Raw genomic sequence first — 18,820 nt, forward strand, 5'->3', positions numbered from 1 at the left:
TGCCGGTCGCGGTCAGTGCCGCGGCGGCCGCGACGGCCGCCGCGATCGCGTGGGAACGGTTCATGATCATGTCGCTTATTCCTCTTCTCGGTCTCAGAGACAGTCCCGCTGTGACAGCCGGTGCATGATCGAACGTACTAACACCCCCTATTGCTGTCATATCGAGCAAATCGGAACCCCTGATTTGATGGGCCGATCGGGTCTGCGGCAACCCGCCACACCACCCCGGAAGGAAACTGAATAATCGTCAAAGTCCCACGTAGCAGAGGAAATTGAGAGAGAATTAGCCCTTGCAGGTGATGTTCTGACGCCTGCTCACCCCCTGCGACGGATGGGAAGTACCGGCAAGTCGCTGCTTGACACACGGCCCGTCATAGGCTCCAGAAGGCCGAACGACCCCGTTGAAGCGATCAACGCCCACATCGCCCGCTGCCCGATACCCCTACGAGGACGGCCACTACCACGTCACCCTCATGGAGGATGCGGGCCGCGCTACCGCACCGCCGCCCCTGACGCCATGAAAGGGCAGCTGCGCCACCTCCTGGCCGTGATGCCGCTCGCCTCGGTCCCGTTGCGGATCATCCCGTTCACCGCGCAGCACACCATGTGGTCGTTGGAGGCGTTCTACCCTCCACGACGACGTGGCGCTGTCCCTTCAGGAACGGGAGCAGCGGCCGGTCGGCCGGCCGGCGGGAGGACGGCACTGGAGGGCGTCGTCGGCCGAATCGGTGCTCAGGTAGCGGCCGATGCATGCGTTGGCCGTGGTTCTGCCGCGCTCGGCGCAGAAGGCGAGTGCGGAGCGCCCATCGGTGAAAGGACCCGGGGCATAGAACACCCAGTAGCCCGGGCGCAACGATGCATAGTCGTCGCTGCGGAGAACCTCCGCTTCAGGCACCGACCGCCGAACCGCCGCGAGCCGTTGAGCACGCGCCGCGGCGCCCGCGCTGACGGGCTCGGAGTGGAGCTGGGCGATCCAGCGGCCGCTGGACAGAGGAGGCTGTTCGGCCGGGGCGACCGATCGCGGCGTATCGACTGTCGGGTCTGCTGCATCTGCCGTCGGGTCGGCCGTTGCGGTGGGAGTCTGTCTGGGCGAGCGGCTCGGTGTGGTGGCCGGGGATCGGGAGGACGTCGTGCTCGGCGAAGTGCCCACTTTCCTGCCCGCCTCGCCGTCTTCTGGACCGCGAGGCAGGAGCACCAGTGCGGTCGACGCTGTGGCCACCAACACTGCAGCGGCTACGGCGATGACAACCGGCTTTCGGTGCCGTTGTCGTTCCGACACGGGGGCGGGCCTTGGACTGTCCAGCTGAGTGGGTGGGTGCCCGAGGGAAACAGATGGTGGCACCGAAGCGGTGACCGTCGGCTGTGCCTGGTGAGGCGCCGAGGCGGCCTCTACCTGCGCCAGCATCGCGTCCAGTTGTTCCGCGTTCGGGCGGGCCGCCGGGTCGCGTACCAACAGGGCTTGGAGTACGGGGGTAAGGGGGCCCGAGCGCACCGGCGACGGTACTGGTTCGTCGAGCACCGCGGCGAGGGTGGCAAGCGTCGTAGCACGCCGCATCGGGCTGACACCCTCCATGCTCACGTACAGCACCAGGCCGAGCGACCACAGGTCGGACGCGGGATCGTCGTCGTGGCCGCGAATGCGCTCAGGAGCGATGTACTCGGGTGAGCCGACAAGTTCATGGGTGGCTGTCAGCGAGGTAGAGCCCCGCAGCCCTGCGATTCCGAAGTCGGTGAGCACGGCGGTTCCGTCGAGGGCCAGCAGAACATTGGCGGGTTTGACGTCCCGGTGGTGTATGCCGGCTCTATGGGCGGCCCTGAGTGCGGACAGCACCTGTCGGCCCATGCGGGCCGCCTCCACGCACGTCATCGGGCCCGCCGAGAGCCGTTCCTGGAGGGAGTGGCCGGAAACCAACTCCATCACCAGCCATGGGTGCGGGTCTGCATCCACGATGTGGTGGATGGTCACGACGTTGGGGTGGTTGAGCCGGGCCAGTGCCCGTGCCTCGCGCAGAACACGCTCACGCGAGACATCCGACGCCTCTGCGTCCGACCGTACAGCTTTGAGTGCGACTTCCCGGTGCAGCACGGTGTCGCTCGCCCGCCACACCGTGCCCATTCCGCCACTTCCCAGCTGCTCGATCAGCCGAAAGCGTCCGTCTATCAGATGTCCCCCTGTGCCCATGGCCCACAGATTAGGGACTGAGTCAACTCTTGATCAAGTTCACGGAAAAGCTGATACGAGGAAGTCGCGATGCTGGTGACTCACGGTTTGGAACGGGTGTGGTGGGAGAAGCCGTGGCGCGGCCCGAGCACCCCGACCGGCCTGACCTGCGCTGTGGACACTCGCCGATGTGTTTGCCTATGCCCGGGCCGAGGGTGTCCATGCGTTCGGACGCCACTGAGATTCAGGTCCGGGGGCCGGTTGCGGGCCGCGGCGGCAGAAGCGTGTTCGTTTCGGGCAAGAGTAAGCAGAACACGATGAAGGCCACCGTCATCGCCGACGACAGGGGCCGCACGTTGTGGACCGATGGTCTGCGGCCTGGCCGGATGCTCCTCGGGACCACGGCCCGGTCCGGCGTGATCCGCCGGGCAGGCCCCAAGTCGAGTGCAGAAGCGGGGCACTACCTTCCGCCTGCGTGCAGCGCGATTGCGTCGGCATCGCAGGTAGTGTTCGGGCAGCGCGTTTCGTGATCAAGAGACGTTGCCATAACGGGAGGAATGAGATGTTCAAGCTGAAGAGCACCGGCACGATGTCGCGCAGGTTCGGCGCGGCCGCGGCCACACTGGCTCTTGCCGGTACGGGCCTCTTCGCAGGGGCGGGGTCTGCTGCCGCGGGCACGAATGGGCAGCAGCTGTCGTTCTCGTCGAGCTTCGTGGACAAGGTCTATGCCTGCGGTAGCAACCAGAACGGTGTGCGGGTCTGTTCTGGCTGGCGTGATGTGTCCAGCCCCACCTGGACCGACCTCCACGGGTACTGGTGGAAGGGCGCAGTCGACGTCTACGGCCTGAAGAACGGTGTCAACTACGTCTACGCCGCCACCTGCTATGTGCCTGAGAAGCAGTCGGGCGACTGGTACTTCTGCAACACCGGCGGCAAGATCTGAGCTTGGCTTTTGACGTCGCCGGCGACCCGACCTGCTGAGATTGCTGGAATCCGGGAGCACGCGACGCGGCCGTTCTCCACGTTTCGAGATGGTGCGGCGGCCACTGCTCCTCGGCGCAGGGCCGTCGCACCTCGAAGTGGAAGCGTCCGTACTCGAGCGCCCGGACGTGCACGAGCACCACGTCCGGGTCGTTGACGCCCGTGCCCGGCCTCTTCGGAGTGAGGGGAGGGAAAGACTCGCGTCACAGGTCGTCGACCTGGACCAGTCCGTCCTGGATTGCTCGCGCCAGGAGCGCGGCCTTGGTGGGCGCCTCCCTGCCGATCATTGCGTACTTGACCCGGATGTGTTCGAGGTGGGTGTTGACCGTGCGCGGCGAGATACCCAGGCGTTGGCCCACGAAGTCCTTGGACTCGGACTGGAACCACTCGACCAGCACCTCGGTCTCGCGCGCCGAGAGCGCCGGCCGTCCGGCGGAGCGGTCACCCGCCAGCGCGCCTGCCAGCGACGGCGGAGTGTACGCGCGGCCTGATGCCGCAGCGACGGCGGCTTCGAGGAGATGTTCGGCGCCCTCGGCCTTCGTCAGGTAGCTCAGGGCCCCCAACTCCAGGCACTGCAAAGCGATCTCGTCGTCCGCGCGCATCGAGTAGACGACGACCCGTCGCCCCGCCTCAGCCAGCCTGCGCAGCTCGCTCATGGCCGGCGTCGGCCCGCCCAGGTGCAGGTCGAGGATCACCACGTCGGCGATGGCGCCCTCACCGGCCCACGCGACCCTGACATCGTCACCCGACGCCGCCACCTGGATCGGTGGGGTGCCGGTGACAAGCCATTGGGCGACCCCGGCACGCACTGCGGGGTGGTCGTCGACGATGACCGCGCTCAGCTCCGCTGCTTGCGCCATCTGGCCTCCAGCCGCAGGTACTCACCGTAGACACCGTACTCGACCCCGACCCGGCCGGTGGATTCGACGACCAGGTCGGCGCAGGCGTCGGCCACCACCGCGATGCGTACCTCCTCATCGGTACGCAGCATGCTCACCCTGGCACGACTCCGAGCCGCCGACAATGCCGCGACCACCGGCCCGGTCAGCTCGTGGCGCGCCTGCGAGGGCACCGGCACGGCGGCGCCACTGATCGCGAACGACACGTCCACGCCTCGTCGCTCCGCCGCGTCGACGCACGCGGTGACCTCGTGCACCAACGGGTCGGGCACGTCGTCGTTCTCGGCGAACAGCCGCCGCAACTGCGTCGCGGCAAGCGCACATCGCCGCTGAGTGTCACTGTCGCGTGGGTCCAGTTCGCCGTCGGCCAGGCCCGCAAGCAGCGACAGCGTCGAACCCAACTGGTCGGCGAAGAGGATCCGTTGGCCCCGTTCCCACTGCTGCGCCGTCAGTACCCGGGTCACCAGCCGGTCCTGTTCCTCGGCCACCGCCATCGCCACGTGGGTCTGCCGGTGCAGCACTCGCGTGATCACTACGACCGCCAGCTGGACGTTGACCGCGCCGAACGCGGTGGCACCGGCCGCACCCAACACGGCGCGGTCCGGCACACCTGCTGACAGGAACAGTCCCATGCTCGTCATCAGATGCGCGGCCAGAACCGTGATCAGCACCCGGACCCGGTCCAGCAACAGCAACAGCAGGTGCCACCCCACCAGGCCGAGCGACCAGTCGGATGCCTGGAAGCGCCGGTCCGGGGCGATCGCGGCCGTGGCGCAGAGCGACGCCGCGAGCACCACTGCCGTGCCGGCCACCACGAGGGCGACGGGCAACGGCTTTCGCCGCAGCACCCACCCGCAGCAGACGGCGGTGACGCAGGCCAGGGCGATGAAGGCGGCCACGGCGAGCCATAGGTGCCGGTACTCCTGTGCGAGCAGGGGGTGCAGGCACAGGCCGAACTGCAGAATGCCGGTGGCGCAGGCCAGGATGATCCGCATCGTCGCGTAGACGTGGTCACCCGGCGCGCGTTTCTCACTCACCGGGCCACACCAACCTCACGGTGGCCCCCGCGCCGGGACGCGAGGCGATCGTGGCGCTGCCGCCGGCGGCGACCATGCGCTCGACCACCGAACCCCGGAGACCGCGACGGGAGCGTGTCACCTCGTCCGGGTGGAACCCCACCCCGCGGTCGGCCACCACGACGACGACCCGGTCGCCTTCGCCGTGCACGCTCAGCACGGCGGTGCCGACCTCGGCATGCCGCTCGACGTTCACCAGTGCCTCACGCACCGCACGCACGAAGGCGAGTGCCACCGAGGCCGGAACCAGTGGGGTGCCCTGCGCGCGGACGTCGACGGCCAGTTGGCCGCGGCCGACGACGGTGTGCAGCGCGGCCGTCAGGTCCACGGTGCTGTCCTGGGCGGTCGCTCCCCCCGCGGCACCGGTGAGCACCGCGAGGTCGTGTCGGGCGTACTCGGCGACCTGCTCCGGGTCCGTTTCCTTCGCCTGCACCGTCACCAGAAGGAAGGTCGACGCCGCTGTGTCGTGCAGCAGCGCGAGGTACTCGCGTTCCTGCCGGTGCCGTGCCAGCGAGGCCGCCTCCGCGCGCGCCAGCGCCGATCGGCGTTCCCTCAACTCGTCCACCCGCCTGGCCGATTGGCGAAGCAAAACGAATCCCAGGCGCGCCAGCAGGCACTCGAACACCAGGCGCGGCAGCAGAGTGCCGACGACATCGGTTCCCACCGCGGCCAGGTCGACCGCGAGCAGCGCGGACGTGACGGGCACGGCGACCGCCGGGGGCCACTCCCACTGAAGTGTGATCGCCGTTGTGGTCAGCATGTTCAGCGCCCACGGGTTCAGTGGCCCGCCGGTCCATTCCTGGGTCTCGCAGACCGCCGCTACCCGCAACACGGCGAACACCAGAGACAGCACCGCGCCGCGCCCCGTGAACCCCGCCCAGCAGTCCACCCCGGCCCCCGCGAGCACCAGCCCGAACAAGGCGAACCCCAGCGGCAGGGCCTCGTCGGGTACCGCGAGAAGGCCGAAGACACTGATGACGACCACCGCGACCCCGCGCACGGGAGGAGCCAACCGGTGGGCGGACGCCAGGAATTGCGCCTCGACACTGCCTTGCGGCGAGATCGGCTGCACGCCGCTCACCGAATTGGTCCGGGGGCGGGGTCGCTGGTGCCGCCTTCTTCGCGAGCGAGTGGGCAGAGCCCTCGAACAACCGGTGCGACACCGCAGGATGACAACCCGGGCATCGGTTCACCGTCCTCTTGGGTTGAGCCGACCACCTCATCCGTCGAGCACGAATCCCCCGACGCGGGACTATACCGAAGCCGTACGACGGCTCCTCACGTCGGACGTGCGTGCTCGTCGACCCATCGGATCCGGACGAGTAGCCCCGGAGCGTGCGCACAGGGTGGGGCAGAAGCGTCGGCGGCGGGTGAATTCGGCCGTCTCCGAGAAGAAGCGACACGGCGGACATGTCACGTTCCGTACGTCGGTCGAACACCCGATGCCGACTGGGCCGTCTGTTGCTACTTTTCGGCGCGCAATGTTCCTCGACGTGGGGGCCGGGTTGATATCAGGAACAAGAGTCAGACGTGCGTGGGTCGCGATTGCCGCGATATGCGCGGCCCTGGTGGTCTCGCTCGGTCTTGTGCAGTCGGCCACCGCCGCACCGGCCTGGCCCACCCTCAGCAATGGCATGACCGGAGCCAACGTCGCCACCGCCCAGTACCTGTTGCGTGGTCACGGTTACGACATTTCGGTCGACAGCGATTTCGGCCCGGCGACCGAGAACACGGTGGTTGCCTTCCAGGAGTCCAGGGGATACGCCGCGGACGGTGTGATCGGCGCGGAGACCTGGCCGGGGCTGATCGTCACGGTCCGGGAGGGGGAGAGCGGCGACGCGGTCGCGGCGGCGCAGACCGCTTTGAACAAGCACGGCTACGGACTGGCCGTGGACGGTCGGTTCGGTCCGGCCACCGCCTCCGCGGTCACCTCGTTCCAGAATGACAAGGGTCTGTCCGTGGACGGTGTCATCGGCCCCGAGACCTGGCAGAACCTCGTCGGCCAGGGCGGCGGCGGTGGCGGCGGGGGCTGCGCGGTGCCGGACGAACCCGACCCCGAGGTGATCGAGGTCGTCTACCGGACCGGCGTCGAACTCGATGTCAGCGACAAGGTGTTGCTCGCCGGGTTCGAGGCGGGCCTGGTCGAGTCGAACATGAACAACCTGGACTGCGGCGACCGGGACTCGCTCGGAGTGTTCCAGCAGCGTCCGTCGCAGGGCTGGGGCACGCCGGAACAGATCATGGACGTGTCGTACGCGTCGAAGGCGTTCTTCACCCCCGCCATCCGGGTGGCGGCGGACAACCCGGACATGTCCGCGGGGCAGGTGGCGCAAGCCGTGCAGGTCTCGGCCTACCCGGACCGCTACGACGCAGTGGAAGGCACCGCCCGCGAGCTGATCGAACGCGCATCGCACATCTGAAGTCCTGGTGCATCCTCCGACACACCCGTTGCAGCGCCAACCGCCTCAGCTTGATCACCACCGCCCTCCTCACCCTCGAGAGGCAACGCTGACAACGCTCGATCAACGACGCTGCGCCCACAACGCCACAGAGCGTCGTTGTGATACGAAACCAGACTTTCAAGAACCCTCGCAGAGCCACTCACGGGATGGTCCGGCAGCTTCCGGCCATGCCATTTCCCGACTGGGCACTGATAGCGGTTCGGCCGACTCGCAAGGCTGCGCCGCTGACCGTGTCATCCGACAATGTCGTCGTCCGAACAGAGGCCCCCACATGACATCGCGTTCATCCCTGTTGCTCGCGTCCGCCCTGACCGGCGTCAGCCTGCTTTTCGCCGTACCCACCTCCGCGTCCGCGAGCCCCGCACCGTCCCTCGCACCCGCCTCGGCATCCGCCGGCCTCGCACCCGCCGACGCCTGCTTCACCTGGAACCGATCCCTGAGCGAGGGAACGTCCGGCGAGGACGTACGGCAGCTCCAGATCAGGGTCGCCGGCTACCCCGGGTTCGGCGGCGAACTCGCCATCGACGGCGAGTTCGGCCCGGCCACCAGGGCCGCGGTGCAGCGCTTCCAGGCGGCGTACGGCCTGGAGGCCGACGGCATCGCCGGCCCGCTCACCTTCGGCAAGATCTACGACCTCCAGAAGGGCGACTGCTCCCCGGCCAACTTCGACTGGCCGGAACTCAACCAGTGCGGCACCGACTGGTCCGGCGGCCAGGCCGACGCCGCCACGGTCCAGGCCAACGTCCTGGTCACCATGTGGAAACTGCAGGCCCTGCGGCACGCGATGGGCGACCGGCCCATCGGCATCAACGACGGCTTTCGTGACCACGCCTGCAACGACGCCGTCGGCGGCGCCGCCGACAGCCTCCACATGTACGGCCTCGCAGCCGACATGAGCGCCGGCTCCCAGGGCTTCTGCGCCCTGGCCTTCGAGGCCCGCGAACACGGCTTCACCCAGATCCTGGGACCGGGCTACCCCGGCCACGACGACCACGTCCACGTCGCAGGCGGCACCGGCCGATACTGGTCAGCCCCCAACTGCGGCCTCTGACCCCGCCCCGCGCCGACCCGGCCGTCCGCCTTCACCCGCCTCGCCGGGACGCCCTCGACGTGACGGCCGGAGTACGGCACGCCCCACCGACCGGCTCACACCACCGGCCGCCACGTTCCGGAACGAGAAGTACCCGCCAGAAGTACTTCAGCTTCAACGTCTCGTACAGCGTGGCCGCGTGCCACCACGCTCTCGCTACCTGTCGGGCCGCCAGGCCCTCTTGTGCAGAAGGGATATCGCCCATGCTTTCCAAATTGTCCGTGAGAACCACCGTCGCCGCCCTCGCCGTCACCGGGCTGCTCGCCGCCGCGCCCTCGGCGACGGCGAGCAGCCGGCACTCGGCCGCGACTCCGACCCCGATGGCCGCCGCCCAGTCGTCGTCCTCCGATGTGACCGTGAAGATGCCGGCCACGGTCGCCGACCGCCTCGGCACCGGCCGCAAAGCACTGATAGACGCCGTCTCCACCGACGTCCTCTCCCGGTCCTACGACGCCAAGGGCCTCGCCCCGAAGGCCGCCGTCAGCAAGCTCGCCGCCGAGGGCCGCAAGGTGGTCGTCGACGTCCGCACCGTCTCGCGCGACTGGGCACGTGGCGTCGCGTACGTAGAGGCGCCGCGCACACACCACGGCGAGCCGGAGGGCTGGCTCTACCTCGCCCACCGCAAGGACGGGCACTGGGTCGCGGGTCTCGAAGGCGACCGCGAATTCGCCGACCACGTGGCGAAGTCCCCACTGGTCGGCAAGGCGGAGCGGCAGACCATGACGGCATACGCGCAGCACAAGGCGACGCCGCAGAAGCAGACGTCGTCGGTGGGGACCCTGGCCAACACCAACGGGCTGCTGCTGCCCTGGATGCCCGACTACTACATGACCCTGACCGGCGGCGCGCACTCCAGCAACGGCTCGACCGGCTACTGGAGCAGCCTCGACTTCTCCGGCGGCAACGCCAGCGGCCGGGTCCGCTCGTCCCGTGAGGGGACGGCGACCTCCATGTGCGGCGCCGGCGGCGGCTGGACCAGGGTGATCCACCCGGGCGGCTTCTCGACGGACTACTACCACATGTGGAACACCACCTATTACAACGGGACGTCGATCGCCCGCAGCGCCCTGCTCGGCAACATCGGCACCGACACCTGCGCAGGCGGCTCCGCGACCGGAGCCCACGTGCACTGGAGCCTTCGCACGTACGACGCCAACTACGTCGGCCAGTACACCTGGCTGAACGGCCGCACCATCGGCGGCTGGGCCTGGTGGAACGGCTCCAGCCAGTACACCGGCTGCGCCACCCGCTCCGGCGTCACCGCCTGCCCCGGCACGGCGATCTACAACCGCACCAGCTGACGGCCGCGCGGAACTGGCAGCGATGCGGAACCGGGTCAGCCCCAGAACTCGCGCAGGGCGGCGTTGACGACGGCAGGCTCCTGGGTGTGCGGGTAGTACCCGCGCACCCGCAGGAGGCGGCCCCCGAGGGAGTCCGTGAGGGACTCGGCCACGGCCATGAGGGGGAGCCCCACGTGCTCGCGGTACGCGGCCGGCGCGCGCTCCCAGGTTCCGCAGATCACCAGAATCGGCAGGGCGGCGCCCCGGATCACCCCCAGCGGGATTTCCGCCTCCCAGATGGGCCGCTCTCTCATGGAGGTGGCAACGGCACGGAGCCGGCGCGACGTCGGCTCGGGCATAGCCATCCCCAACCCCTCGGTGGACGCACGCAGATACTGCTCCGGCGTGACGCCGTCCGGGATGCCCGGGGCGCCGTCGCGCACCCGGTCGAGGAGATCGGCGACGACTGGATGGTGCGCGGCGGCGGTGAAGGCGGAGGGCTGGATGAGGGCAAGGGAGCGGACGAGGTCGGGTCGGCGCGCGGCGGCGATGAGCGCGGCGACGGCGCCGTTCCCGTGCCCCACGAGGTGGGCGCCGCCGAGCCTCATGGCGCAGGCCCCGTCGCCGAGAACCTCCACGACGTCCTCGGCGTCGACGTCGAAGTCGCTGCGCGCGGTGTCCGGGCTGTCGCCGTAGCCCCGGCGATCCATCAGGAGGAGCCGCCGGCTGTCCGCGAGGGGCCGCTGCCCGGCAAACCCGTACGTGGAGTCGCTGCCCCAGGTGAAGATGTTGTGGATGAAGAGGGCTGGGGCAGCAGCGGCCGCCGGGGTCACTGGGGCCATCGAATCTGTCGGGGCCCCGCCTCCTCCGACCCGATCGCGGTCGTCCCACACGGTCACGTGCACGGCCATGGGTCGCCCTCCCGAAGCTGAGGAACATCGACTCCCGTGAGGCTAAACCTCGAGCCACGGCTGATGCCTGTGGATGACGTCGGAGACAATGCCCACGTCCTCTGGTCGACGTTCCCCTTCGCCCGGTCGGCGGCTGCTGTTGGCCCTGTTTTAGCTGCTCAGTGGGTGGATCGGGTACAGGGAGCCGTAACAGCGGGAGAGTGGGTGACGGCTTCGCGTACCCGCTGGGCACGGCCCGCTGGTGCCCAGAGAAGAGGAACACGGGGCTCCGGCCTCACGGCTGCGCTCGCTTCGGCAGGGTGAGGATTTCGGCTCCGTCGTCGGTGATGGCGATCGTGTGCTCACTGTGTGCTGTCCGGCAGCCTGTCGCACTTCGGAGCGTCCACCCGTCGGCATCAGTGACGAGTTGAGCAGTGTCCGCCATGACCCACGGCTCCAGTGCCAGCAGCAGCCCAGGGCGCAGTTTGTATCCACGGCCGGGCCGTCCGGTGTTCGAAACGTGCGGGTCCTGATGCATCGTTGATCCGATGCCATGACCTCCGAACTCGGTGTTGATCGGGTACCCCGCCTCGCTGAGAACCGTACCGATGGCATGGGAGATGTCGCCGGTACGAGCCCCGGGCCCGGCAGCGGCGATCCCTGCGGCCAGCGCGCGTTCGGTTGCACTGATCATCGCGACGCTCTCCGGGGGCTTTGCGTCGCCGACGATGAAGCTGATGGCAGCGTCTGCAGCGACTCCGCCCTTGGAGACGGCAAGGTCGAGTGTCAGCAGATCGCCGTCGGCAAGCGTGTAGTCGTATGGCCTTCCGTGGAGCACGGCGTCGTTGACGGCCGTGCAGATGTAATGGCCGAACGGGCCGCGTCCGAAGGACGGTGCGTAGTCGACGTAACAGGACAGCGCTCTCGCCTCGGCGATCAGGGTCTTGGCCCACCGGTCGATGTCCAGAAGGTTCGTGCCGATCGTGCTACGGCTCTTCAGCGTCTGCAGGATGTCAGCGACCAGGGCGCCTGTGTCTTTCGCTCGGGCCAACAGGGTGGGGTTCAGGATCTCGATCACGGGGTGCCCTTCTCACGCACACAATAACTATACCGGCATTACTATACCGGTATTGGAATTGGGGTCGTGGTCAGGTCGCCGCATCGACGGTACGGCCGCCGTCCAGGACAACCGGGGTGTGCAGCATCCGGACCAGATGCGCGAGGCGCTGCTCCAGGGCCGTGCGGCGGACACTTGACGGGCGACGGCGAACTCATTGCCCCTGAGGCGGCCTTCCCGGGTGTGGCCCTATTCGGGGTACTGTGCCGGGCTCCCGCGCCTACCGGATCTGCCGATGACCGGGCGAGCCCGGGCGACCATCGGCAGATCCGGTGGGGCCTTTCGCGGTGTGCAGTCTGTGGCCGAGTGGCCTGATGCGAGTGGCCTGATAGGAGTCTGTCGGCGGCACCAGGGTGAGAACGACGATCGAGAACTAGACGCTGGAACACGGTCCACGATCTCCTCGGCCAGGGCGTCGGCCTGCTCGACTGCTCCCGCCGCCTCAACCTGGCCCCAATACCGTCAAACGGTATGCCCGCATGCCCGAACCCCAGGTCCTGCGCATCGCCCCCGCCTACCGGCCCACCCTCGCCGACCCCTACCGCGACCACCCTCGCCGACCTCTACCGCGACCACTTCCACGAACGGCGCCAGGGCGACCCCGCAGTCCCCGTCACTCAACTGCTGCAAAAGATCCAAGAGTTGGGATACGCCGGCAGCGCCAACCTGTTGGCTCGCTACCTCAACCAGGGCGGGCCGAAGGCGACCGCCCCGTAACCACGCCGCGTCATACCAGCCGTCTCCTACTCACCGACCCCGAGAATCTGCGCCCGAAGGAAACGGCCCTGTTGGAGAAGATCGCCGCGACCTGCCCGGAGATGACCGCGCCGGCCGATCTCGTACGCGGCTTCGCCGACCTGCTGAAACCGGCCGAGGGTAGTGATGTGCAACTTGCCGGGTGAATCACCACCGCCCGAGCCGTCGACCTGTCGCACCTGCGCAGTTTCACCAACGGCCTCGAGATCGACCGGGCCGCCGTGGACGCCGGCCTCACCTTGCCGTACCACAACGACCGCACCGAAGGCGTCAACACCCGCACCAAGAGGATCACGAGACAGATGCACGGACGCGCCGGAATCGACCTCCTCCGCCACCACGCCCTCCTGCCCTGACGGACACCCAGCCTCACCACCGACTACGTGCCAGAGCCGAACATCGCTCACATCTTCACCGCGAGAGGTGACCTTGGCGACGGGGTCCGGGGTGCTGTGTCGAGTGAAGGCCCACAGTGCGAGCCCGAGGCAGCTGAATGTGGCGCCCAGTGCGCATACGGCGCCCCAGCCGGCCACCGTGTACAGGGAGGTCGCGGCGATGGCGCCGGTGGCGCTGCCGATCGAGTAGAAGACCATGTATCCGCCGATCAGCCGGCTGCCCGCGTCCGGGTGCAGCGCGTAGATCAGGGTTTGGTTGGTGACATGAACCGCCTGCACGGCGAGGTCGAGAAGGATCACGCCGACGACCAGGGCCCAGAGCGAGCTGCGGCTGAAGGACAAGGGCAACCACGAGGCGGCGAGCAGTGCCAGGGCGATGCCGGTGGTCTGCCGGGAGAGTCCGCGGTCGTTCAGACGGCCCGCCACGGTCGCGGCCAAGGCGCCGGCGACACCTATCAGCCCCAGTGCCCCGATCGCACTCTGGGGCAGGAAGTACGGGGCCTCGCTGAGCGGCAGCGCGACGCTGCTCCACAGGGTGCTGAAAGCGGCGAAGATCAGCAGAGCGAACAAGGCCCGGAGTCGCAGCAGTCGTTCTCGTGCGAACAGGGTGATCGTGGAGCAAAGAAGCTGTCCGTAGCGCAGGGTTGTCGGCTCAGCGTCACTGTGGCGCGGCAGCACTCGGTACAGGACCAGGGCGAGCAGAGCGGTGAGCGACGCCGAGGCGAGGTAGACGGAGCGCCAGCCCGCGAGATCGGCCAGGAGGCCGGATGCGGTGCGGGCGAGCAGGATTCCGATGACCACGCCGCTGGTGACCAGACCGACGACCCGACCGCGCTCGGAGGGAGGGGCCAGCGATGCCGCGAAGGCCACCAGCGTTTGCGTGACGACCGCGAAAAGTCCCACCGAGGCCATGCCCGCGAGCAGGATCGCTGCCGTGTGGGCGGCGGCTACCACGGCCAGTGCCACCACGAGGAGCAGCAGCTGGGCCACGATGAGCCGTCTGCGGTCAGTCATGTCGCCCAGTGGCACGAGGAAGAAGAGTCCCAGCCCGTATCCGACATGCGTGAGGGTGACCACGCTACCGACAAGTGCCGGGCTCATGGCGAGGTCGTGGCCCATGGTCACCAGGAGCGGCTGGGAGAAGTAGACGTTGGCCACTGCAGCCCCGCAGGCGACGGCGAACAGTACGACGACGCCACGGGACAGGACGAACGCGGGACCTTCCCGACTTCGGACCGCTGCCCGTCGTGTCACAGCCTCACCATTACCGGGCATCAGCACTCCCTCGCATTCTGGTTTCATCTTGCTACCAATGGCGACGGTAACTACATTGGTAGCATGTTGCAACCGTTATGAGAGTGAGGGACGCCATGGTGACCAGGACGCGCTTCGATGACAGCGAATGCCCCGTCGCCCGGTCGGTGGACGCGATCGGCGACTGGTGGTCCCTGCTGATCGTGCGGGACGCCTTCGACGGAAGCCGGCGCTTCGGGGAGTTCCAGCGAAGCCTCGGCGTGGCAAAGAACATCCTCACCGTGCGACTGCGTTCCCTGGTCGCCGGCGGTGTCCTCGAATCCGTCCCCGCCTCGGACGGCAGCGCCTACCGCGAGTACGTACTGACTCCGAAAGGTAAGGCGCTCTTCACCGTCATCGTGGCACTGCGACAGTGGGGCGAACAGAACTTCTTCGCCCCCGGCGAACCCCACTCACAGCTGGTCGACCGCCGACAGGGACAACGCCTCCGCCCGCTGGAAGTGCTGTCCGCGGACGGGCGACGGCTGGACCCCGACGACACCACCGTCCACAAGGTTTCCACCCAGTGATCCGAGCCGAGACTCGGCGCCGACACGCTGCTTGAGCGGCAACTCCCGTGTACCACCCGGCTGCTGGCCGGCGCGGGCCTACCTGGGGAATCAAACCGAGCGCCTCTGAGGACAACCCGAGCACCGCGTGCAGGCTTCGTCATCACCGCCGCCCTGTTACGGGCCGCCCACGCGACCGCCCACAGCCACCCGGCATGCCACCCGTCGGCTGTGGGCGCAGGCCGAGACCGAGGGGCTCGCCATCCGGTGGTTCGGCGCCGGTACTGGAGCTGCCGTCGCCCCGTGGGCCGCCGCGGAGCCGGTTCGCCGACCACATGGCTCCCGCGCACGCACACGTGTAGCCACACGGCGCCTCCGTCTCACGGCTCCTTCGCGCATCGCTCACGACGGCTATAGCGTGGAAGGGTGTGCGAGGGCGTGGTCACCCTGTTCCTCGGCGGGGACGTGATGCTCGGCCGGGGCGTCGATCAGATCCTCCCGCACCCCGGTGACCCGGCGCTGCGGGAGGAGTACATCCGCGACGCCCGTGCCTACGTCGACCTGGCGGAGGCGGCGAACGGGCCGATCCCCTGGCCGGTCGGCTTCCGCTGGCCGTGGGGCGAGGCGCTGCCGGTCCTGGACGACGCCGCGCCGGACGTGCGGCTGGTCAATCTGGAGACCTCCGTCACCGGTGACGGGGACTTTGCGCCCGGCAAGGGCGTCCACTACCGGATGAGCCCGGCCAACCTGCCGTGCCTGGCTGCGGCCCGGCCGGACGTCTGCGCGCTGGCGAACAACCATGTGCTCGACTTCGGCCCGCGCGGCCTCCACGAGACGCTCGACGCCCTGGCAGATGCGGGGCTGCGGACGGCGGGGGCGGGCCGGGACGAGGTGCGGGCGAGACAGCCGGCGATCGTGCCCCTGGGCGACGGCGGGCGGGTGCTGGTCTTCTCCTTCGGGATGCCGTCCAGCGGAATCCCGAAGGACTGGGCCGCCACCGAGCAGCGGGCCGGTGGCGACGTCATCGCAGAGCCGTCGGTGGCCGCCGCGCACGCGTTCGCCGACCGTCTGCGGCAGGTCCGGCAGCCGGGGGACATCGCGGTCGCCTCGGTCCACTGGGGCCCCAACTGGGGCTACCACGTCTCCCGCTCCGAGGTCGGCTTCGCCCACGCGCTGCTCGACGCAGGAGTGGACGTCGTGCACGGACATTCCTCGCACCACCCGCGCCCGCTGGAGGTGTACAAGGGCAAGCTCATCCTGTACGGCTGCGGCGACCTCGTCGACGACTACGAGGGCATCGGCGGCTACGAGAGCTACCGGGACGACTTGCGGATGCTGTACCTGGTCTCGGTGGAGGCGGACACCGGCCGACTGGTCGACACGCGGCTGGTGCCCCTGCAGGCCCGCAGGATGCGGCTGGAGCACGCCTCACTCGAGGACACCGAGTGGCTGCGCACCGTCCTGGACAGGCGCAGCCGGGAGTTCGGCACCCGCGTCGAGAGCGGGCCCGACGGCACGCTCACGCTCCGGCCCCTGCGCGCCGGGCAGCGCACATGACGTGGACCTCAGGCGGGGACCCCTCAGCAAACAAACGTCCCGAGCGGCGGCCGCCGGCTGTCACGACAGGGATGCGGCCGCGCGGGCCCCAAGTGCGTCCTTCGGGCGGCCGGCGGGTGAAGCCTGCTTCGTCCTCGAAGCAGATGCAGCCTCCGCAGGCCGCCCGGGCTGTTCTGCCTCCGCCCAGGTCGTCTCCTTCCATGCGGTGACGGCCTGCTCGTCGCGCTCGGCGGCCCGCCGCGCGGGGACCTGCGGGCTGAAGCCGAGCCGGTGCATCAGCCTCGTGACACCCAAGACGCCGTAGGAGACGTGGAACTTCCGTCCGATCAGCGTGGCCGCCCTCGCCGCGGCCCACACCTGGTCCCTCCACCCAGCCATGCACGGCCGGACCCCGCTCCGGACACACAGCGCCCTCCGACCGTCGCGCCCTGCGCGGCACCGTTGCGGACCTGATGTGACGTACGCCTCGTCTCTCGGGCGTGGTTTCCGACATGCCGCTGTAACGATCAGCCCGTTCGGCCCACTACCCAACGACAGAGCACATCAGGACGGAAGGAGGTGCGGCAGTGCCCGATTACGACGCGGATCGTTTCACCGCCATCTACGACGGTTGTCGGCAACGCGTGTGGGCCTACGTGGTCAGCCGCGCGGGATGGCAGGTCGCCGACGAGGTGGTGAACGACACGTTCACCGTGGCCTGGCGCAAGCTGGACGACGTCCCCGACCCGCCGCTGCCATGGCTGTTCGCGGTCGCCCGCAACATCCTGCGGGACAGCATCCGGGCGGAGGCCAGGCGCGCGTCATTCGCCGCCGAGGTGCGCTCCTGGGCGGAACCCGCCGAGGCCGACATTGCCGAGGAGGTATCCGAGCGAAGCGCGCTGCTCAAGGCGCTGGCCACGCTGCCGGAGGACGATCGGGAACTGCTGATCCTCTCCGGGTGGCAGGGCCTGACCCCGGCACAGGCAGCCGCGGTGGTCGGCTGCTCGCCCATCACCCTGCGGGTCCGTCTGCACCGGGCGCGCAGACGTCTCACCCAGGCCGCTTCCATCAGCCCACCCACGGAGGAAGCCGCAGCCGTGCGGCGCGTGTCCACCCGAGTCCGGATCACCGCAGGAAAGGAAGCCCGGTGAAGAACGACATCCTGCATCGCCTGACAGCCGCCCGCCCCGCCCACCTCGACCCCGACCGCCCCACGCCGTCGTCGGTCCGGGAAGAGGAGCTCGCAACGCTCATGACCCTTCCGCGCGCGACGCGCACGGCTCGCACCACCCCCGAGCCACGGAGGGTGGGCCGCACTCTCCTCTCGGGTCTCGCGCTGGCCACCGCGGCGGCGGTGGCGGCTCTGGCGATCACCGAAACCGCGCCGCAGAAGCCAGGACCTGCGCCCTCCCTGACGTCGGGCTCCGGCAGCCAGGTCCTTCTCGCTGCCGCCTCCCACGTCGAGCAGCAACCGGCCGGTTCCGGCACGTACTGGTACGTGGAGGAACACTTCGGTTCCCTCCACAAGGTCCCCGGCAAGAACTACACCGTCGACGTCCGCACCGAGCAGCGGTACTGGACGGCCGCGGCCAAGAACAAGCGGTGGTCGCAGCTCCTGGATCTGGGGGCCCGTCCGGCCACGAAGGCCGACGAGACAGCGTGGAAGGAGGATGGTTCCCCCACGTCGTGGAACCTGACGGGTGAGACCGTCACCTACGCCGGCAAGGGCGAGATCCAGCACGACGCCCCCGGCGGAAGCGCGGACACCGTCAAGATGGGCGACCTCCCCCTCCGCCTCCTTGCCACGCTCCCCACCGATGAAAAGGCCCTCCGCAAGCGCCTGTTCGCCCTGGTCGACAAGGACTACAACGGCCCTGAGGAAATCCTCGACCGGATTGTCGTCGACACAGCCGTCCAACTCGCCACGACCCTCCCGTCCACCCCGGCCCTGCGCGCCGCCGCCTACCGCCTCCTCGCCGCCGAACCCGGCGTGCGCTCCCTCGGCGACGTCAAGGACCACACCGGCCGCACCGGCTACGCCGTCGCCCTTCCCAGCTCCTACGTGCCCGCTCCCGAACTCCGCCTGATCTTCGACAAGTCCACGGGCATGCTGCTCGGCACCGAGTCGGTCGCCACCCGGAGCGGCGACGGGGTGAGCAAGGGCGAGCTGCAGAGCTACACGACGGTCACGTCGATGAAGTGGACTCAGGAGGCACCACCGTTCGACACCGACAGCGAGGACCCGGGACCGATTTCCGCCCCGGACGAGGCGCCGGATCCCGAACCGGCCCGCTGAGGCTTTTCTCGCCTTTTGGGTGCACATGTGATCAAATTGATCAACACACCATATTCTAGGGCTAGTTCGGCCCCAGGCT

General features: G+C 68.9%; 15 protein-coding genes and 5 pseudogenes. 12 read left to right on the forward strand and 8 right to left on the reverse strand.

Going from position 1 to position 18,820, the window contains the following annotated elements; genetic code table 11:
• Window positions 1-388 precede the first annotated feature (388 nt).
• Window positions 389-641, forward strand: a pseudogene (locus IE107_RS35520) (Scr1 family TA system antitoxin-like transcriptional regulator); the annotation flags it as partial.
• A gap of 14 nt (window positions 642-655) precedes the next feature.
• On the opposite strand, the gene IE107_RS32910 reads toward IE107_RS35520, so the two are convergent.
• Window positions 656-2,182: a serine/threonine-protein kinase gene (locus tag IE107_RS32910; RefSeq protein WP_189548015.1), complete on the reverse strand. Its 1,527-nt coding sequence runs from the start codon at window positions 2,180-2,182 to the stop codon at window positions 656-658.
• A gap of 131 nt (window positions 2,183-2,313) precedes the next feature.
• Here IE107_RS32910 and IE107_RS35525 point away from each other — a divergent pair.
• Window positions 2,314-2,571: pseudogene (locus IE107_RS35525) on the forward strand (transposase family protein); the annotation flags it as partial.
• A 152-nt stretch (window positions 2,572-2,723) separates the two neighbouring features.
• Window positions 2,724-3,104, forward strand: a complete 381-nt coding sequence (locus IE107_RS32915) for a hypothetical protein (RefSeq protein ID WP_189548016.1) — start codon at window positions 2,724-2,726, stop codon at window positions 3,102-3,104.
• Between the two features lie 241 nt (window positions 3,105-3,345).
• On the opposite strand, the gene IE107_RS32920 is transcribed toward IE107_RS32915, so the two are convergent.
• Genes IE107_RS32920 through IE107_RS32930 form a run of 3 tightly spaced genes read right to left on the reverse strand, consistent with a single transcriptional unit; the run spans window position 3,346 to window position 6,189 of the window.
• Window positions 3,346-4,002, reverse strand: coding sequence for a response regulator transcription factor (locus IE107_RS32920; protein ID WP_189548017.1), 657 nt, complete (start codon window positions 4,000-4,002; stop codon window positions 3,346-3,348).
• Window positions 3,981-5,078, reverse strand: a complete 1,098-nt coding sequence (locus IE107_RS32925) for a hypothetical protein (RefSeq protein WP_189548018.1) — start codon at window positions 5,076-5,078, stop codon at window positions 3,981-3,983. Before IE107_RS32925 ends, IE107_RS32920 begins: the two co-directional genes overlap by 22 nt.
• Window positions 5,071-6,189 carry a sensor histidine kinase gene (locus IE107_RS32930; RefSeq protein ID WP_229867441.1) on the reverse strand — a complete coding sequence of 373 codons (1,119 nt, stop codon included), beginning with the start codon at window positions 6,187-6,189 and terminating at the stop codon, window positions 5,071-5,073. Before IE107_RS32930 ends, IE107_RS32925 begins: the two co-directional genes overlap by 8 nt.
• 409 nt (window positions 6,190-6,598) lie before the next feature.
• Between IE107_RS32930 and IE107_RS32935 the strand changes: the two genes are divergently transcribed.
• The 3 genes from IE107_RS32935 to IE107_RS32945 all read left to right on the forward strand — a co-directional run bounded on the left by IE107_RS32935 (window position 6,599) and on the right by IE107_RS32945 (window position 9,970).
• The gene (locus tag IE107_RS32935) at window positions 6,599-7,537 is read left to right on the forward strand and encodes a peptidoglycan-binding domain-containing protein (RefSeq protein ID WP_189548019.1); all 939 of its coding nucleotides are present in this window, start codon (window positions 6,599-6,601) and stop codon (window positions 7,535-7,537) included.
• Between the two features lie 313 nt (window positions 7,538-7,850).
• Window positions 7,851-8,630, forward strand: a complete 780-nt coding sequence (locus IE107_RS32940; protein WP_189548020.1) for a D-Ala-D-Ala carboxypeptidase family metallohydrolase — start codon at window positions 7,851-7,853, stop codon at window positions 8,628-8,630.
• Between the two features lie 242 nt (window positions 8,631-8,872).
• Window positions 8,873-9,970, forward strand: a complete 1,098-nt coding sequence (locus IE107_RS32945) for a M23 family metallopeptidase (RefSeq protein ID WP_189548021.1) — start codon at window positions 8,873-8,875, stop codon at window positions 9,968-9,970.
• A gap of 35 nt (window positions 9,971-10,005) precedes the next feature.
• Here the strand turns inward: IE107_RS32945 and IE107_RS32950 are convergent, their stop codons facing one another.
• Together IE107_RS32950 and map are read right to left on the reverse strand one after the other, a co-directional pair.
• Window positions 10,006-10,860 carry an alpha/beta fold hydrolase gene (locus IE107_RS32950; protein WP_189548022.1) on the reverse strand — a complete coding sequence of 285 codons (855 nt, stop codon included), beginning with the start codon at window positions 10,858-10,860 and terminating at the stop codon, window positions 10,006-10,008.
• Window positions 10,861-11,134: 274 nt separating this feature from the next.
• On the reverse strand, window positions 11,135-11,917 hold the full coding sequence (gene map, locus IE107_RS32955; protein WP_189548023.1) for a type I methionyl aminopeptidase: 783 nt from the start codon (window positions 11,915-11,917) through the stop codon (window positions 11,135-11,137).
• A 52-nt stretch (window positions 11,918-11,969) separates the two neighbouring features.
• On the opposite strand from map, the gene IE107_RS35860 reads away from it, so the two are divergent.
• Complete coding sequence (locus IE107_RS35860; protein WP_268246637.1) at window positions 11,970-12,095, forward strand: hypothetical protein; 126 nt, start codon at window positions 11,970-11,972, stop codon at window positions 12,093-12,095.
• Window positions 12,096-12,334: 239 nt separating this feature from the next.
• Window positions 12,335-13,068, forward strand: a pseudogene (locus IE107_RS35530) (transposase); the annotation flags it as partial.
• A gap of 60 nt (window positions 13,069-13,128) precedes the next feature.
• Here the strand turns inward: IE107_RS35530 and IE107_RS32965 are convergent.
• Window positions 13,129-14,382: pseudogene (locus IE107_RS32965) on the reverse strand (MFS transporter); the annotation flags it as partial.
• A 95-nt stretch (window positions 14,383-14,477) separates the two neighbouring features.
• Between IE107_RS32965 and IE107_RS32970 the strand changes: the two are divergent.
• Window positions 14,478-14,930, forward strand: a complete 453-nt coding sequence (locus tag IE107_RS32970; protein WP_189548025.1) for a winged helix-turn-helix transcriptional regulator — start codon at window positions 14,478-14,480, stop codon at window positions 14,928-14,930.
• Between the two features lie 405 nt (window positions 14,931-15,335).
• Window positions 15,336-16,466, forward strand: a complete 1,131-nt coding sequence (locus IE107_RS32975; RefSeq protein ID WP_189548026.1) for a CapA family protein — start codon at window positions 15,336-15,338, stop codon at window positions 16,464-16,466.
• 19 nt (window positions 16,467-16,485) lie between these two features.
• Here the strand turns inward: IE107_RS32975 and IE107_RS32980 are convergent.
• Window positions 16,486-16,863: pseudogene (locus IE107_RS32980) on the reverse strand (helix-turn-helix domain-containing protein); the annotation flags it as partial.
• Window positions 16,864-17,032: 169 nt separating this feature from the next.
• Between IE107_RS32980 and IE107_RS32985 the strand changes: the two are divergent.
• Together IE107_RS32985 and IE107_RS32990 are read left to right on the forward strand one after the other, a co-directional pair.
• A complete protein-coding gene (locus IE107_RS32985; RefSeq protein ID WP_189548027.1) occupies window positions 17,033-17,596 on the forward strand; it encodes an RNA polymerase sigma factor in 564 nt (187 codons plus the stop codon).
• On the forward strand, window positions 17,593-18,741 hold the full coding sequence (locus tag IE107_RS32990; protein WP_189548028.1) for a CU044_5270 family protein: 1,149 nt from the start codon (window positions 17,593-17,595) through the stop codon (window positions 18,739-18,741). The genes IE107_RS32985 and IE107_RS32990 overlap by 4 nt, the downstream gene beginning before the upstream one ends.
• Window positions 18,742-18,820: the final 79 nt, after the last annotated feature.

The sequence above is a fragment of the Streptomyces gelaticus genome, assembly GCF_014649535.1.
Taxonomy (GTDB): domain Bacteria; phylum Actinomycetota; class Actinomycetes; order Streptomycetales; family Streptomycetaceae; genus Streptomyces; species Streptomyces gelaticus.